This is a genomic window from Adhaeretor mobilis, assembly GCF_007741515.1.
Classification (GTDB): domain Bacteria; phylum Planctomycetota; class Planctomycetia; order Pirellulales; family Lacipirellulaceae; genus Adhaeretor; species Adhaeretor mobilis.
On record NZ_CP036263.1, the window covers coordinates 3,278,803 to 3,296,140 of the forward strand.

At 55.6% G+C, this 17,338-nt stretch carries 13 protein-coding genes; 4 read left to right on the plus strand and 9 right to left on the minus strand.

Annotated elements, in window-relative coordinates:
• Positions 1–50: 50 nt before the first annotated feature.
• Entirely contained in the window at positions 51–695 is a 645-nt protein-coding gene (locus HG15A2_RS12960; protein ID WP_145060638.1) for a helix-turn-helix transcriptional regulator, read from the minus strand.
• Between the two features lie 293 nt (positions 696–988).
• On the opposite strand from HG15A2_RS12960, the gene HG15A2_RS12965 reads away from it, so the two are divergent.
• Both HG15A2_RS12965 and HG15A2_RS12970 read left to right on the plus strand, forming a co-directional pair.
• The gene (locus tag HG15A2_RS12965) at positions 989–2,716 is read left to right on the plus strand and encodes an alanine/glycine:cation symporter family protein (protein WP_145060639.1); all 1,728 of its coding nucleotides are present in this window, start codon (positions 989–991) and stop codon (positions 2,714–2,716) included.
• A 144-nt stretch (positions 2,717–2,860) separates the two neighbouring features.
• Complete coding sequence (locus HG15A2_RS12970; protein WP_145060640.1) at positions 2,861–4,117, plus strand: MFS transporter; 1,257 nt, start codon at positions 2,861–2,863, stop codon at positions 4,115–4,117.
• Between the two features lie 175 nt (positions 4,118–4,292).
• Here the strand turns inward: HG15A2_RS12970 and HG15A2_RS12975 are convergent, their stop codons facing one another.
• From HG15A2_RS12975 to HG15A2_RS13000, 6 genes are all read right to left on the minus strand, one after another.
• Positions 4,293–4,943, minus strand: coding sequence for a hypothetical protein (locus HG15A2_RS12975; protein ID WP_145060641.1), 651 nt, complete (start codon positions 4,941–4,943; stop codon positions 4,293–4,295).
• Positions 4,944–5,216: 273 nt separating this feature from the next.
• Positions 5,217–6,161 (minus strand): tRNA dihydrouridine synthase, encoded by a 945-nt coding sequence (locus HG15A2_RS12980; protein WP_246117964.1) that lies wholly within the window; start codon positions 6,159–6,161, stop codon positions 5,217–5,219.
• 110 nt (positions 6,162–6,271) lie between these two features.
• Complete coding sequence (locus HG15A2_RS12985) at positions 6,272–7,693, minus strand: hypothetical protein (RefSeq protein ID WP_145060643.1); 1,422 nt, start codon at positions 7,691–7,693, stop codon at positions 6,272–6,274.
• Positions 7,694–7,766: 73 nt separating this feature from the next.
• Entirely contained in the window at positions 7,767–8,465 is a 699-nt protein-coding gene (locus tag HG15A2_RS12990; RefSeq protein WP_145060644.1) for a phytanoyl-CoA dioxygenase family protein, read from the minus strand.
• A gap of 23 nt (positions 8,466–8,488) precedes the next feature.
• Positions 8,489–9,595 (minus strand): serine/threonine-protein kinase, encoded by a 1,107-nt coding sequence (locus HG15A2_RS12995; RefSeq protein WP_145060645.1) that lies wholly within the window; start codon positions 9,593–9,595, stop codon positions 8,489–8,491.
• A gap of 180 nt (positions 9,596–9,775) precedes the next feature.
• Complete coding sequence (locus tag HG15A2_RS13000; protein WP_145060646.1) at positions 9,776–10,765, minus strand: D-2-hydroxyacid dehydrogenase; 990 nt, start codon at positions 10,763–10,765, stop codon at positions 9,776–9,778.
• 287 nt (positions 10,766–11,052) lie between these two features.
• Here HG15A2_RS13000 and HG15A2_RS13005 point away from each other — a divergent pair, with 287 nt between their 5' ends.
• Complete coding sequence (locus HG15A2_RS13005; RefSeq protein WP_218931940.1) at positions 11,053–12,165, plus strand: DoxX family protein; 1,113 nt, start codon at positions 11,053–11,055, stop codon at positions 12,163–12,165.
• A 67-nt stretch (positions 12,166–12,232) separates the two neighbouring features.
• On the plus strand, positions 12,233–14,059 hold the full coding sequence (locus HG15A2_RS13010) for a Gfo/Idh/MocA family protein (RefSeq protein WP_145060648.1): 1,827 nt from the start codon (positions 12,233–12,235) through the stop codon (positions 14,057–14,059).
• Positions 14,060–14,072: 13 nt separating this feature from the next.
• Here HG15A2_RS13010 and HG15A2_RS13015 read toward each other — a convergent pair whose 3' ends face one another.
• Together HG15A2_RS13015 and HG15A2_RS13020 are read right to left on the minus strand one after the other, a co-directional pair.
• On the minus strand, positions 14,073–16,082 hold the full coding sequence (locus tag HG15A2_RS13015; protein WP_145060649.1) for a PDZ domain-containing protein: 2,010 nt from the start codon (positions 16,080–16,082) through the stop codon (positions 14,073–14,075).
• 138 nt (positions 16,083–16,220) lie between these two features.
• Positions 16,221–17,336, minus strand: coding sequence for a S1C family serine protease (locus HG15A2_RS13020; protein WP_145060650.1), 1,116 nt, complete (start codon positions 17,334–17,336; stop codon positions 16,221–16,223).
• Positions 17,337–17,338 lie beyond the last annotated feature (2 nt).

The window sequence follows — 17,338 nt, forward strand, 5'->3', positions numbered from 1 at the left end:
GCTCTGTTTCTCGCTATTTCTGACATGTCTGGTTTCTGGTTCGACTTGGTTTAGGTCGCGACCGGTTCGAACTTGCAACAAGTCTCACCGTCAAGACGGCACTCACTTAGACGTACGTCTTCGCCTAGCACTTCGGTGAACAGCATTTTCTCAAGGGCACAAATGCCTCGATCTTGTTCGGCAAGGTCAGGGTAAGGGCAGGCGAGGGCGGTTAGCACGGGCAGGCCACCCTCGTCGTTGACTTCAAAGGCGATATCACGGCCGCCAAGCTCTGCGGCTAGGGAACTCATCCGTTCCGTCAGGTTCTCGCCAGAAATTCGAGTGCGATACTTCTCAGCCATGCTCACGGCTAGGCGGCTCAGCAAACCCTGCTGAACAGCCTTGTCCTTGATGCCTCTAATCTCTTTCCACAGTACATCCACCAGCTCGCTATAGTTGTTGCCACCGGTTCGCTGGCCTGCTTGGGTAAGGCCGTACTGGTGCGTAGGGCGGCCCCGTCCAGCGGGAGTTGAAGTTCGCTCAACCAGGCCTGCGTCTGTCAAGCGGGCGAGGCGTTGCCGAACAGCGGTGGCCGTTACACCCAGCGCATCGCTGAGTTCAGCAATAGTTGCTTGCCCCGAACGTCTGAGGCGATCAACCACCTTGTAGTCGCCCGAAGACACTCGAGGCACTGCTGTTGATTGAGGGTGGGACATGGTTCGCAAAGGCTCTGTCGTTTTAGGCCTAGGTTTCAGGGGCTAGCAGACTAGGCTTTAGCTATCATCTTACGCGATTCCTGATTTTACACAACCAGTGGTTTGAAAAATACCCACGTGTGATTACTCAACTGACGTAAACACTTGACCTGAAACAAGTTATTGTCTAGAAGAACTCGCTAACGGCATCCATGCCGTAAGTGACTAGTCACAAATCCTGAATATCCACGCTCAACAAAGCGGTTGGCGGGAGCTACCTACAGTTCCCGGATGCTACCGCGGAGGTTTACCTAATGGTGTGCCGAAAGTCGTTTTTTTTCTTCCTGCTCGGGACACTCCTGGTACTGCCCGTGTGCGAGGCCTTCGCTCAGCCTGATCCTGAGCAAGTTGTTTCGGAACCGGACTTAAGCTTTCCGGAAGATACCTCCGCCGAAGAGGCTACAAATTCTGCAGAGTCGCCCGAGGATACGGAGCTCTCGTTCGGTGACGCCTGGCGAGCCAATTGGGACGATGCTGAGAAATCGCGCTCCCTGAAGGTGCAAGACAGCATTAATCAGATCTTCGACGAAGCGAATGACGCGGTTGGCGCGGTATTGCTTTACGAGCTACCTATCGTGCCCGCGTACGAAGACGGCAAACCACGAGGCGTGTCCGTAATTCTCCTTACGCTCATCTCGGGTGGCTTGTTTTTCACCCTAAGATACAAGTTTATCAATGTACGACTCCTCGGCCACTGTTTCAGCGTGATCCGCGGCCATTTTGACGACGAGAAGGACGAGGGTGAGGTCTCGCACTTTCAGGCGCTCACATCGGCGCTGTCGGCGACCGTTGGGTTGGGCAATATTGCAGGTGTTGCAGTTGCAATCACCATGGGCGGTTCGGGGGCCGTCTTTTGGATGTGGGTAATTGCCTTTTTAGGAATGAGCCTCAAATTCACCAGTTGCTCACTCGCACAGTATTATCGTCGCGTTAAGCCCGATGGTACGGTGCTCGGTGGACCGATGGTATTCCTCGAGGATGGATTTCGCGATCGCCTGCCGAAGCTGGCGTTGCTGGGCAAAGTACTTGCGGTAACTTTTGCCGTGCTTACTATTCTCGCTGCCTTTGGCGGGGGGAACATGTTCCAGGGCAACCAAGCTTTTAGCTTGCTCAACCAACAGTTCCCCAAAGTCGCAGCGAGTCATCACGCCTGGATATTTGGTCTGCTGCTCGCGTTTCTGGTCGGGATCGTTATTATTGGCGGGATTCGGCGAATTGGAGAAGTCACGAGCAAGCTCGTGCCATTTATGTGCGCGTTCTTTTGTCTCGTTTGCCTCGTCATTATTATCAAGAATTACGAGGAAGTACCTGCCATGTTTGGCCGGATCTTTAGCGAGGCGTTTGCCGTCAAGAGTGTCTATGGAGGCATTTTCGGTGCCCTGCTCACCGGAGCGCAACGGGCCGCATTTTCCAACGAGGCGGGCGTTGGCTCGGCCGCGATCGTTCACGCCGCGGCGAAGACCGATGAACCGATTCGTGAGGGGGTTGTGGCCATGATCGCTCCTGCGATTGACACAATCGCCGTTTGCACGATGACCGCTCTAGCAATTCTCATTTCGAGTGCCCATCTCGATCCAGTAACGGGCCTCGTCTACGGGAAAAGCGATCTCGCTCCTGAAGGAATCGTCGTTACAGCACGCGCTTTTGCTAGCCTGGGAGCGGCGATGCCCTATTTGTTGTGTATCGCGGTCTGCTGCTTCGCGTACTCCACACTCATTTCCTGGAGCTACTATGGCGAACGAGCGACGGAATACCTAATCGGCCCCGGTGGGATTCTCCCCTACCGTATCGTTTACCTGATCTTTGTGGCACTTGGCCCCATCCTCTCACTGCAATCGGTCATTGATTTTTCGGACATGATGATCCTCAGCATGGCGTTTCCGAACATCGTCGGTATGGTGTTGCTCTCGGGGCTGATTAGTAGGAAGGCAAGCGATTACACCCAACGTTTGAAGTCCGGTGAAATGCAGCCTGACCGGTGATAGCTTAGAGCGGTACCGCAGAGGCATCGCATGCGACACAGGCTAGCCTTGTTGAGTGAACCTCAATAGGTTTGCGTCGGTCTGGTTGCAACAGCAGTAGTTTTTCCGCTTCTTGTCCCCGCATACCCCCGCCGAGCTAGTGCGATGCTGCAATCCGTGTACGCACGATATCGCGAAGCCTACTCCGGCTTGCCGCGGGAAGTCTGGCTGATGGCCTTTGCGCTGTTTATCAATCGTTGTGGGACGATGGTGATGCCGTTCCTGACGCTGTTTCTTCGGCAAGAGCGGGGGATGAGTGAATCGTCTGCTGGCATGATGCTTTCAGCGTTTGGTTTAGGGGCGATCGTCGGGGCTTACATCGGGGGACGCTTGGTACCACTCGTTGGTGCGGTGCGAGTCCAGATTAGCGCTTTGCTGCTGGTATCGCCCTGTTTTCTGCTGATCCCGCTTGCTGAAAGCTGGCAAGGGATTGCTGCTGCCATGTTCGCCTTGGGCGTGACGGGAGAGGCAGTCTTCCCAGCGAATAACGCCGCCATCGCTCTGCTGACCACTCGCGAGAACCGGGTGCGTGGATTCGCTTTGCAGCGATTGGCAGCCAACCTTGGCTTTTCGTTCGGCCCGGCCATCGGCGGTGTGTTGGCAGAGATCGACTTCCGCCTGCTGTTTGCTGTCGATGGCGCGACCACGGCTCTTGGTGCCCTGTTATTGCTTTACTTTTTTGGCTTTCGACGGCTCGCCAACACCAACGAGACAGCCGCAGAAAAGCCAACGGTGGTTGCTGCGCCGCTGAAGGATCGTACATTCGTAGTCTTTCTCGTGCTGGTCTTTCTTGCTGCCTTGCCGTTCTTTCAGTTTTGGTCGACCTATCCGCTCTATCTGAAAGATCAGTACGGCTTCAGCAAGCCGATGATCGGTGCGATGTTTGCCTTCAATACCACGATCATCGTGCTCACGGAAATGATCCTGGTTGATGCTGCGAAGAAGTGGTCGCAGCTGAGGACCATCGGCTGGGGCTGCTTCCTTGCCTGCTTTGGCTTTGGGATCTTGCCGTACGGCGTATCGATTGCTTTTGCTGCGCTTTCGATGTTCATCATCACTGTGGGCGAGATGTTGTCTCACCCGTTGGCATCCGGCTTTGTCGCTGATCGGAGTCCCGAGGGAGGCGAGGGTCCTTACATGGGCTGGTTCTCGATGGTGTTCTCGGTGTGCTTTATCGTTGGTCCCGCCTCGGGGGCGGCTCTCTATGAGCAAGACCCAAGGCTCGTGTGGGCATGCAGCATGGTGTTTGCCTTTGTGGTGTTGCTCGGGTTTCTCGTGCTGGCGAGAGTATCCGAGACGGAGTTAGCCACGGATGACACGGATGAGAACCGGCAAGGGGAGCCGTGTTTGATTGAGGCTTAGCGTAGGCGGACGTAGGTGCCACTGCTGGTTTATCGCCGTTTACTGAACGAGTTAGCCTGATTGTTGGTTGCGGCGTAGTGCCCGCCACCACGTCGCCCTTAGCCAGCAGTGTGTAGCGTTGGTGAGAACTAGACCTTCGCCAACTACCTACGGCTTCACAGACTGCTGGCCAAGATCAAATCGCTTTTCTTAGCATCAGCGCCTCTTCGAGTAGAAGCTCCATATCCTGAGGCGACGAACGATGCGGGAAGCCTATGCAAATAAAATATCTTTCCGTTTGCTGAACTTCGCTTATTTCTTTCGATGACGAAAGTTTTTCTAGGAATTCATTCGAACGGACTTCTTGCCGTCCCTCGATTGCATCAACTACGAACCAATTGCTTATTCGATGACCATCAATGTCCACAAGGGACTTCGAATCTTCAGCCCATGTGTGTTTGTCTAGTCTTCCAAGTGATCTTCTATAGCGAAAAGCATCTATCAACTCTGCAGTATTGCGACCAACATAGCAAGCAGCAAACTCTGTTCTGTTATCTGGCCGACTTCGACCGTTACAAACAAATAGCCACTCTTCTGACTTTCTCGTAACAATCGGAAGCAATTGGGTGCCACCAATCAGCCCGGAAAGCAGTTCGGGATAGAACTCGATTTGTGATAGATTAATCCCCTCAGGAATAAGTTCCCAACCCGAGCTGCAAAGCGTATCTTTCAAATAGCCTTCTACTTCGATGTGACCTTTCTTGGCACCACGAGTCTCCAATAACCACATAAATAGCAAAAAGCCAAAAACGAATACTGCTGCAATAACAGTTTCTGTATGTATCATTCCATCGCAATACTAAAGAAAAACGTTGGGTAATGACTCATGCGTTCTGGCAAGATACCACCGCTGGTTTATCGCCGTCTAATGAAAAGGGTAACACCGACAGTCGACCGCGAAAAGCGTGGCCACTTCGTTGACTATGCTCGGTCGATTGTCGGTGTGCGCAGCACAGGAGGCTGACCCGCTCGACCTCTTGGGCTTTGCCCACCGACAATCGGTCGAACTGCGCGATCGAGATGGCAATGTTTATTGCGACCGACTGTCGGTGCCACCCGTTTAGCTAGAGCGTGGGAAATACCGCTCCACAATCTCGTGAAAATCCTCCACCGATTCAATCACCGCCACGTGCTTGCGAAACTCTCGTGCGCCAGGTCGGCCCTGGGCATAGCAGCAGGCGTACTTGCGCATGAGCACGGCCGCTTTCTTGGTGCCGAACCGTTCACAGACGAGCTTGAAGTGGTAGAGCAGCAATTCGCGTTCTTCCTCAAGCGTCGGATCGGGCGGAACGGGCAGTCCACGCACGGCGGCGGCGGCTTGAGCGAACAACCAGGGTTTGTTTAAGCAGGCGCGGGCGATCATCACTCCATCGACAGGATAACGGCGGAACGCGTCGAGGACTTTCTCCGCGGAGTCGAGATCGCCGTTGCCGATGAGCGGGATGCGCTTGAGGTACGGTTTGATCTCCGCGATGCGGTCCCAATCGGCACTGCCGCGGAACATGTCGGCGGCGGTGCGGCCATGCACGGTTAGCGCGGCCGCTCCAGAACCTTCGACGACTTGGGCGATGTCGATCGCGTTGATTTGGTCCCGAGTGCAACCGAGGCGGATCTTGGCGGTCACGGGTGTTGGAGCACACGCGGCGACCACCTGCTCGATGATCGCGCCCATTCGCCCTGGCTGACTGAGTAAGTAACTGCCGCTGTGCGCTTTTTGAGTCACCTGGCGCACCGGGCAGCCGAAGTTGATATCCACGACGCTCACGCCGTATTCTTCGACCAAGCGGCGTCCCACTTTGGCAAGCGTGGGCGGATCGTTATCCCAGATTTGCACAGCCAGCGGGCGAGGCTCGTCGGCGACGCCCCACAGGCGGTCGGGGTGTTCCGCTTCGTTTTCGTCCAGCCAGACGAAGCCGCGGGCGTTGACCATCTCGGTGGCTAGCAGCCCCGCACCGCCGAATTCGCGCACGATTTGGCGAAAAGCATAATTCGTGAAGCCCGCCATCGGTGCTTGGAGAATGGGCGGATCGACTTTCAACGGGCCGATGAAGAGCGGCTGGGCAATTGGCTCGCTCGGGGCTTGATCGGCCGTTGGTGTTGATAGCGTAGCGGGGGTCATTCTGCACCGAACAAGTCTTGAACCGATATCTCTTCCTCGTCGTTGGCTTCCGTGTCTTCAGACACTGCAGCTTCAGGTTCCGCATTCCCAAGCTCTGATTTCTCAGCTTCAACGGTTTCGGTGGACGGTTTGCTGGTTTCCGCTGGTGCAGCGCCAGCCTCTTCTAGGGGCTCCTTGGGATTAGCTATTTCTGCAGGAACTTGCTCGGGCAAGGACTCTTCAGCGTTCCCCTCCTCTTCGGGAGCTTCATCGCCAATCGGCCGACGCGACTCTCTCCTCTGAAAGGTGCGTCCCCGTGGGATCGGTTCCTCAGCAGTCGCAGGAATTACACTCGTATCTGCACCGGAGAAAGCCTCCCCCGCCGTGCCAATGTGCATGGCCACGAGCCGTTGGGTTTCAAGTCTTTGTGGTCGGGCCAACTGCGAATACTGGGCAATGTCCTGGTTGTAGTCATAAACAGTATTTAGGAAGGACCTGCGACCGAGTGAAAAAACTCGATGAGCCTGCCAAAGGGACTCCGCAGAACTGGCGGCAGGTCCTTGTTTGCTTAGCTCCGCCAACTGTTGGTAGCTTTCTCCGACAGACTCCGCTTCGGAGACAAGCTGTTGGTATCGCACAGGGATCAGATCATTGAGGTACTTTGCGGCCGGCGAGATCTGCTGACCGAACAGTTGGTCGTAATTTGTCTCATACGAACTGCAGAGTGGTGGATCGACTGGGATCGGCAAGTGGGCGTTGTTTCCCATTAGTTTCTGCAATCGCGTTTGGGCGGCGAGCATGGCACGCTCAGTGGCGGCGAGTCGTATCTCCAGGTCTTGCTCATTCTGTTTCATCGAAAGGGTAGGAGTGGCAACGTTACGCATGACACCACGCAATTCATCGGCCTCGCGAGTGGCTAGATGGTAGCTATTGATCGAGAAAGAGAGATCCCAATACGCGGCTATCCGCTGGGTCTGTGCTTCGCGTGTTAATGCATCACGCACGGCGTCGGCCAGCGAAAGCGACACGCCCTGCAAATTCGGAGCAACAGAAGTGTCCGAAAGCTGCTGGATGAGCATCTCGGCAATACGCGCTTCGTTCCGCGGGCGATCGCCGGAAGGTTGACGAGTAGCGGGCTCAACAGTGTGAGTAGGTAGATCACGGCGTGGGAGAGGCGCGGCAGGCCTTTCACCAGGGCGGGTGTCGAATGCTCGGCGCGCTGCATCCCCAAGCTCACTCGAAGCGTCTTCGCTTGAAGTACCTTCTCCCGAGAGGAGGGGCCGAGGCGTCCCTGGCCTGTCTGAAGACGTATTGCCAAGGTCTGCTGCCCTTGCACCAGAGTCTTCTCCAGCTGATGGGGCGTAGCGATCTTGGGCCTCCGCAAATGCACATGTGAAAAGAGCGAGCCCGAAAACAGTAGCTAGATTTACGAATCGCATGGTATCTGCCTTGCTGTAGGTAGTTCTCAATAGAGAAAGCGCTGCTACCAGCCTGCTTGCCGGAACGCAGGTGTCAATTCCGGCCGTGTTGCAACGGCAACTCCGTATGCCATTGTAGTGGGGTAGGAAGTGATTCTGCAGCATATTCTAGGTGGAGAACACGCCGGGGGTTAGTAGAATTTACTTTTCGTGAAGCATGAAGCAACAGGGGCCGCATTAGGAGGACGTCACCCGGTTGGGCAATGCACGGCACAGACTTCGTATTCTGCGCAAGTTCCGCGATTTCAATTTCGGTGAGAATACCGCCCATGTGAGACCCTGGGAGCACCTCAAGAACGCCATTTTCTTGGTTCGCGGAATCGAGGTGGATCCGTAACGTGAGCATTCGCTCCAATAGTTCCGATGGCGGGTTAACGTGCGGGATTCCTTGCTTGACAGACCATGCTTGGTAGCCGCCAACTTCCGATTTTTTCTTGACGGCAATCGTACGATCTTGGTGCCAAGCTACCTGCCAGTTGAGATTCGCATTCTTCTGGAACACCAACCCACGAACACACCGTGCTTGAGAGCCAAGTACAGGGCCAACGAGATCACTCACGACCTGAGAACAGGCGAAGTTGCAGATCACTTCACGCAGTTGAAACAGGTCGCGTCTTCCCGGTGATTTCTCAAATCGGTCGTCCTGCAATACGTCGATAAGCTCTGCAAGCTGACAGGGAGAAATCGCCGCCCTAGCCAAACAAAAGCCGTCCTCATCAAAACGACCAGTCATAGCAACTGTCGGCCAGGCAGCGCTCAATCGAGTTCTTCCAGCCACACGCGGAGCTCGTTGTCGTACTCGCTAGCGAGGTCGCCGATAATGAGTGAGCGTTGGAATTCCGCGAGACCTTCTGGCCCCGTGTTGGCGTCGTCGGCACTCTTGTATCGCAATAGCGGATCGGGATTGGTCAGCCTCCGACAGACGGACATGAGCAACTCACTATCGGCCACTTCGTCCGGCAATATATCTTCCAGACGTTTCGGCAGCGTCCATTTGGCCTCGAGCAATTCGGCTAGACTTTTCAGTCCCGCGAACAAGGGTCGCCCTGCGAGAATTTCGATAAGCACATAGCCCACGCTGGCGAGATCGGACTGCTTAGTAAACTCATTACGTTCTAGCATCTCTGGCGCGGCGTATTGCGGCGTGCAGGTACGATGCTCCGGCATGTCTTCGAGATGCAGGGCAGAACCGATGTCCACGATCTTAGCTGCTCCCGTGCGTTTCACCATCACGTTAGCCGGTTTGATGTCGCCATGAATTATATCTTCACGGTGCAGTGCAGCGAGTGCACCTAAGCATTGGCGAACGATGGCCACCGCAATACCTGGTTTCAACCGCGGGCGAATTGGACCGGAAGTGACCACCACATTGTTAATGTAGTGCCAGCGACGCTTAGCAACACGCTGCTCCACACGAGACAGCATGGCCGGAGTGAGTAGACGTTCGAGGTCGTACCCGTCGACCCATTCCATCTCCATCATTCGAATGCCGGAGCGCTCGATAAAGTTTTGTACATCGAGCAAACTATCGTGTTGAATCTGTGCGACACGGCAAGAAACGTCCCCCATTCGCCCCATCGCTTCGTCGTATGTTTGTTGGCTCACGAAACGCTCCGGCGAAAACAGCTTCAGTGCGACGGGCAATGTGAAACCGTCGCAGCCGCGGCGATCGCTCAGATAGACCACCCCCTGGCCGCCGGTACCGAGCAAGCGACGGAAGCGCAGATGCTCCGTCCAGCCAATGTGTTGGCTGTCGAGCAGCTTTTCGTAACGCTCCAATAAATCGGAGGGGCAACGATTGGACTCGTCGCCTCCGTAGGTGATGGTCCGCGTTCCTTGCAGAATCGTAGTTGAGGGGTCCATTGTTGTTCCGTATCGTAATGTTGCCAACAGCTGGCTCAGGTGGCTCGCACGTTCCTTCTGCCAGCGCTTGGGTGGGCATGCGCCGGTTGCCACAGCCTTTATCCTAGTCACAAACTCGCAAAAAGGGCTAGTTCGACTACCCGCACATCAGCAGATTTCAAGCTTTTCCCAGCGGACACTCTAGGAGACACCCTGCCGGGGGTCGAAGCTCACGCCGGGAGCGGGAAAACCCAGCCGCTTGTCCACAAGATTGATGAGCGGTTTCCCCGCCCTAAAGCGGGTGATGTTCTCACAGAAAAGACGAGTCATGTCGTCAATTCGACTTACCCGCTGTCCACCTACATGGGGCGTGATGATGAGATTCTTGAGGCCCCACAGGCGACTCTCCTCGGGCAAGGGCTCAATTTCGGTGACATCGATGCCAGCTCCCCAGAGGTGCTCAGATTGCAACGCGTCGGCCAAGTGTTCTTCAACCACTAGCGGTCCACGAGCCACATTCACCAACACAGCATTTTCAGGCAACAGGGCTAACTGGCGGGCGCCTATCATGCCCCGGGTCTCATCGGTGAGCGGAGCCGCCAGGATGAGAATGTCTACCTGGGGGAGCATCTCGTCGAGCTGGTCGGCCGGGAGAATCTCATCGACGAACTCACAAGGATTGTCGGGAAACCAGTCGGTCGCCAGGATCTTGGTGTCGAACGCCTTGAGCACGCGGGCTAGCAGGCGGCCGTTACCTCCAAGCCCCACGATACCCACCGTAGCACCGAAAAGGTCGCGAGTCGGGCGGCGGATAAACTCCTTTTTCTCCTTGGCACGGAAAAACGTGGGTAAATCCCGCAGCATACCAGCGAGCAGGGCCATCGTGTGATCGGCCACTTGCTTGGCAAGCACGCCTGAGGCACTGCTCACAGGTATATCCGAGGCCACAACTTCCGGCGTGAGGCAGTGATCGAGGCCGGCGGCTGAGGACTGGATCCATTGCAAACGCCCATTGGAAACCGTTTCGCTCCAGGGAACCGGTACTTTAGCGTGTCCGCAATAGATATCGGCATTGGGAAGCTCTGCGGCAATTCGCTCCTGCCCAGCATCGACTACTTCCGCTTCGGGCCAGGCAGCTTGGATTAGTCGGATATGGCGTTCTTCAACGGGATAACACAAGACGATCTGCATTGTTTAGAACTCCGGACGACAAAAACAGCAAACTTATAATAAATGTGCTTAATCGGAATAGTTCCTAGCGCCTTCCTAGGAAGGCGTGACTGGTCAATAACCTAGCACTGGAGTCTAAGCACCAAACTGCCTAGAATATCTTACTTCAACGCAAAGCGTCAGGGCCGATGGCGGTATGTGACCCTTTGCTAGGCAAAGCCCTGCTAGCCCCTGACCTCACACACCGTATCACGGCTGCCTCACGATGGGGCGCTCGCGTTCGGCTCCAAGTCGCGGAGATAAATCTTTTGAGTACGACAGACGAAGCTTCGCCAGCCTGTGTTCCAGCGAAGTGGCCACTATGTGTTATGGTGGCTCTTGTGCTGCTGAGACTTGCCACAGGTTGGCATTTCTTCAGTGAGGGCACGAAGAAGATCGTGACCAACCCCGCTACTGGCCAGTGGCGAGTGGAAGTCCCCACGGAAATGCTCTTCAGCCGAGCCGTCGGCCCGTTAGAAGATTTCTTCCAGAGCAAGCTGCCGAGCACTCACAATTCGCAACAATTGCTCGCACAGCCACACGAGTTCAAACCACCAACGGACGAAGAGCTTGAAGAGGCGGCTGCTTGGGAACGTGAATACGAAGAGAAGCAAAAAATCGCCGTAAAAAAGAAGGAGCCCATCGAGATAGAGTTTCCGCCGAATGCACCCTACCGGGCATGGGCTGTGCAAATCGTTGACGACTGGCGTGAGGTCCAAGGCAAGGTCGTGGCGGTCAGCGGGCTATCCGAGGAAGCTCAGAAGGAAGCTGCCGCAAGGTTTCAACATCGGCACCAACAACTCGCCGATTACTTAGCAAGCGAGTCAGACGCGATCAGCGAATGGCGGCATGAACTTTGGCGGCTAGAGAATTGGAAGGATTCTCCTGGTGCAAACGAGATTCCGTTTGTCGAAAAGCAGATCGACGAGAAACAGGCCGAGACAACTTCTGCCAGCCGTCCCTGGATTGCACAAGTAGAAAGCATCCAAGACGATCTCTACGACGACTGGCGGGCGCTACCTCCTCCAGAAGACCGCGTGGAGAAGCCCGAGTTGTTTGATGAGATCGAATCAGCAGTCGCTGATAGCAAGACGACCTCGCTGGACCGCATGAATCTCGCAGTGACGTGCTTAATCATTGGCGTGGGCGTGTTACTCATGCTGGGATTGTTCACGCGAGTCGCCGCCATCGGCGGTTGCATCTTCCTGCTGATGGTTATGTCCACCCAGCCACCTTGGGTAGCGGAGGCCAGCAAACAGTTCTTCTACTACCAGTTAGTAGAAATGGCGGCTCTGGGGGTGTTGTTTGCGACCTGTGCTGGACGATTCGCCGGACTGGATTTCTTCCTGAGCCGCTGTTGTGGGAAGAAATCAAAAGCTTAATTCAATTTAATTACTATGTCTCGCGCGGTATCGCTGAGACGTTCACCTAAGTTTCTTGGATAGAACCATGCATCTCACACCCGAACAGCGTGCCACTGGCAAGGCGAATTTCAACGAAGCGGTTGGCACCACCCGCCGTCAATTTCTTGAGGGCACCATTGCCGCGGGTGCAGTGACCAGCGGTGCCTTGGGGGCAATGTACTTTGGCTACGATCCCAACGTACAAGATCCTGTGCGTGTGGGCATCATCGGTACCGGAGACGAAGGCAGCGTGCTCATCGGTGCTCTCAATCCCGATTTTGTTGACGTCGTGGCGATCGCCGACATCCGCCCGTACAACGTGCATCGCGCGTTCCACGGCGATCAGGGCAATTTGGGCGCACGCCCCGGCTTGATGAGCAAATACGGGTGGAAAACCGAAGAGGCAGCCCATAAACACGTAGATATTTACGATGGTACCGAAGGTGGCCCCAACCAAAGCAAGGGCGACTGGCGCGCTATGCTTGAGGACCCTGAAATCGAAGGGGTGATTATTGCGCTGCCGTTGTGGTTGCATCACCCGGTAGCGATCGAAGCGATGCGAGCTGGCAAGCACGTGCTCACCGAGAAGCTCATGGGCCAGACCGTTGCGCAATGCAAGGAAATGTCTCGCGTTTCCGAGGCCGAGGGAATGCTGCTCGCTACGGGGCATCAACGGCATTACAGCATTCTCTACGCGAATGCCGTCGATCAAATCAAACGAGGCATCTTAGGCGACTTGCACTACATTCGCGCCCAGTGGCATCGGGGCAACTTGCCGGGTAGCGACAGTTGGTCGCCCCCACTGCCCAACAAAGAGATGCTGGAGATCTTCGACGATAACAATGCCTACCTCGACCTGCGACGTGCGGCTCGTAAGGAGGGCGGCGTCCCTGCGGAAGATGCGTTTCGTGCTCAATGGGACATCATGGACAAGCTTGTCGATCAGCGAAGTAAACTGGCAAAAGAGAAGTCCGTTGAGGTCGCCGAGAAGCGAGCAGCAATCGTCAAAGAACTAGAAGCACGGATTCGCGATGTGCAAGTCGATGCGGCTCAGTACGGCTACCAAGGGAAAACCCTCCCCGGTGGCTACGAGTGCAGTGCCTTGGAAGAGTTGATCCGCTGGCGATTGTGGGATCGCACGGGTGCGGGGCTGATGGCAGAGCTTGGCAGCCATCAATTAGACGCGGCGAGCATCTTTGTGAGTTCACAACGCGATGACGGCGAAAAGGTGTACCCGTTGGCCGTGCAAGGCTACGGTTTCCGTTCGCTGTTCCCCAATGACCGCGAGGTTGATGATCACGTGCATTGCAACTTCGAGTTCCCCATGAAGGGCTACTACAAAGATTTCAAATCGCAAGAGATTGCCGATACTTCACGAAAACTTGCCGTGACGTACTCTTCGATCAATGGCAATGGCTTTGGCGGTTACGGCGAAGTAGTCATGGGCACCAAAGGTACACTGATTCTGGATAAGGAGAAGGACGCGTTGCTGTTCAAGGGCTCGAACCCCAATGCGAAGATCGAGGTGAAGGAATCTAAGGGCAGCGCCGTTATGGATAGCTACGAGACGGGCGGTGGCGCAGCGGTGGCGGAAGTGGCCACGCCTAAGAACATCAGCCGTGGCTACAAGGAAGAGATTGAGCATTGGGCGTGGTGTATTCGCAACCCAGACTCTGAGAATCAGCCCAAGTGCAAGCCGAAGGTGGCCATGGCGGACGCGATTATTGCGCTCACCTCGAACATTGCCATGAGTAAAGGCCAGCGAATCGAGTTTAAGAACGATTGGTTCAAGATTGATTCCGACGAAACGCCAGAGGCGGATCACATCGATGGACCGAAGCCTAGGCAGGCGAAAGACGTGAAGACTGCGTAGACAACAGCTCAGGTTACATGCGATTGAGCGTATCGATCCACAGTGCGAGTTTCTCACGGTCACCTGCGCTCATTACGCTGGTTTGACCTGAATCCGCATCCGATTCGATCAATCCAGCAGGGTAGCCTGCCTCACGAAGCGTTTTTATGTCGCGCGTGATGAGTGCTGAAAAAGGCGAGTCCGGCTGATTGATAGCCAGCACGGCCAGTCGCTCGCCATCCTGGTTGGCTGGTGTTTCGAAGGTGCGGGGTAGGGGAGCGGCTACTGCTGCTACTCCAGAGATCATCCCTTTGTTGGCAAAGGCAAATCGCAAGGCCATTTGCCCTGATTTACCGTTACCGGCGACGACCATTCGCTGTGGGGCAGGTTTTAGCAGCCGACGCAACTCGCCAGTGACGCGTTTCACATACGCTAGGTCTTCAATGTTCCAGCCGTTGTCACTCGCTGGTCGCACAATAGCCAAGGCCAGTCCGTCGCGCAGACAGATTGTCCGCCACTTTTGGGCTACTGTCTCATTCTTACGCTCAAGTGAACCTTCCAACCACACCAGTAGCCCACGACTCTGCCGCGTGTCTTGTGGCAAATAGTAACTGGTTTCCTGGGGAAACTCCGCGAGCTTAATAGTGTCCTGCTCCCAGTCGGCAGCCGGTTCCAGGGTTGCATTGTTCGGCAAGTCAACAGACTTGAGTAACTCTACGGGGAGTTTGCCAAGTGTTACCTCAGTCGTTCTCTCCTTGTCATCACTCCGGTACGTGACATTCAAGCTGTCGCCCGGATGATGCGAGGAAAGCTGTCGGAGGGCGTCGCTCGCATTGCGGATGGCTAGGTCACCTAGCTTGGTAATTTGGTCTCCTGGAATAAGTCCCGCATCTTGTGCGGGGCTGCCTGGCCAAACGGCGCGGACAGCTAAGCCGCGAGCGGCTTTCTCATCCTCACTCTTCTCGACGGAGGGCTCTGGTTCGGGTATCCCTGGAAGAATTCCTAGGAACGCGTGCTCTAACGCTGCGAGTTCCGCAGTCAGGGTAACTTCAGTCTCTATGGTCTCCCCAGCTCGATCGAGCAAGACTTTCAGCGTGTCGCCGGCGTAACGGGGCGTTATTTGGAAACGAAGCTGAGTTTGGGATCCGACACTATTGCCATCGACCTCAATGATAGTGTCGCCTGCCTTCCACCCCGCATCCTTGGCGGGGGAGGTGGGCCACACATTCGTGATGGTCGCAGGAGTCGCAAAGGCGCTCCCCTTCTTCATGCCAATACCCAACAGACCACGATGCAAATCACCTGCTTCCTTCCAACGTGGCAAGCTGGCGATAATGTCCTCTAGTGGCACCGCAAAGCCAATGCCAGAGTCGTAATACTCAACTCCCGCCAATTCGTTCACATCGGCACTGGCCGGTTGCGGTGCCATGGGTACAAGTACGCCAAAAACTCGGCCACGAATATCGACCAACGGGCCTCCATAGTTGGCAGTGGACACGCTTGCGTCAGTTTGCAGGACCCGACCGTGCATGCGATTTCGTGCGCTAATCACACCGACCGACACGTTCACCTTCTCCGCATCGAATACTCGGCCGACAGCGACTGCCCACTGGCCAGGCAGTGTCTCTTGTTTGGGAACTGACTGTGGTACGGGGAGTTGGTTGGTAGTCTCTATCTTGAGCAGCGCGAGCATCCGATTGTTGTCTCGTCCGACGAGTTCCGCGGGAAATTGCTCTCCCTCGCTGGTGCGCACGAGGATGGAAGTCGGCTGGCCGGCGAAATTTGCGACGCTGGAAACGACGTAACCGTCATCAGAGACAATAAGGCCTGTGGTAGGTCCGCGATTGAGTAACTGCCGACCGATTTGATCCGCACCGCCCACCGTGCGAATCTGGACTACTGAGCCAGCGACTTCCTCCACGGCCCGGTTGAGTGCTTGCTGTTCTACCTGCACGAGATCAGGCGAGTCGTCTGCGAACAGGTTGGCTTGTGCCGACCATAAACTGACGAGGGCCAAGACGGTGATCGAAATGCAGGTTTTCAAAACTTACTGTCTCCCAAAGTTATCTGATAAAGCTTAAACGAATATAGAGAACCGAACACACCAACAACTGAGCCGAACTCGCTAGCGTCGAGTGAATAACTGTTGGGTGCTCGAAGCTCTAACATCCGAGGCTGTCGTCTACGGCTCAGATTCAGCCTCGCTGGAGTCCGCAGGCTCTGACTCAGTGATCTCCGGCTTTAGGATCTTTAAAGTCGAGCGTGGCTCTTCGGGAGCTAGCTGTTCTGCTGGCCTTTCGCTGGCCAGTTCTAACTCAATCAGTTGACCATCGCGAAGGACTGAGAGTGCTACCGTTTCTGTGGCTTCCAGATTAGAAAGCATCTTGTTGACCGAAGCGCACGAAGCAGTCGGTTCCAATCCAACGAAGACGATCAGGTCGTCAGGACGGAGGCCGGCTCTGTGAGCTGGCGTGCCTGCAATAACGGAATCAATATAGGGCGGCGTGCGGGGGAGGACTTCGGGAATGAGCGTCACGCCCAGCAAAGCTGCGGAGAGCGGTGACTCTGGCTCTGCGAGTTGCAGTCGCGTATTGTCGAGCTTGCGACCCGCTTGCATGTCTTGTGTCGTCGTATGAAAGGCTTCGACCGGCAATGCATAGTGGAGCCAGCCGCCGGTGACTTCGCTACGAAGTTCTTTCCCTAACATGCCTAGTAGCTGGCCCTGCCAGTCGACCAGCGCTCCGCCGGCTGCGCCAGGATTGTTGGCCTGCGCGTCGACCATGTAAACCGGGCCCGCGAAGTTCGATTGAAACCGCCCACGTCGTGCCTGTAACGGCGCTACCGCCGTAACAACGCCGTGGAGCACACTCACTGGCTCGTTCCCGGCTGCGATCCCGTAGAGATTACTAAGTGCCAAAACGCGATCTCCGACGGCAGCTTTCGTGTGCTTGTCGAGATCAAAATGAGGAACCGAGCTTTCGGCAGGCAATTTCAGCAGCGCCAGCTCGAGCACCGGGTCGCTTGCCAAGAGTTCCGCCTCGAACAATTGGCCATCATCCAGAACGACCGCTAAGTCGTCGGTATCGAGCACGTAGCTCAACACCGTGAGAACGTGCCCCTCAGCGGAAATGAGTATCCCAGACTGATAGGCCTCCATTTGCCGTAGGCCACCTGCACCGTAGATTTTCACCACCTTTTTCTGCGTCTCGCGCAGCACTGAACGCAGAGTCTTCCCAGAACACGGCTGGCAAGCCGCAGCGATCAGCAGTAGGGACATGAAGATGCGGACGGGATACACGG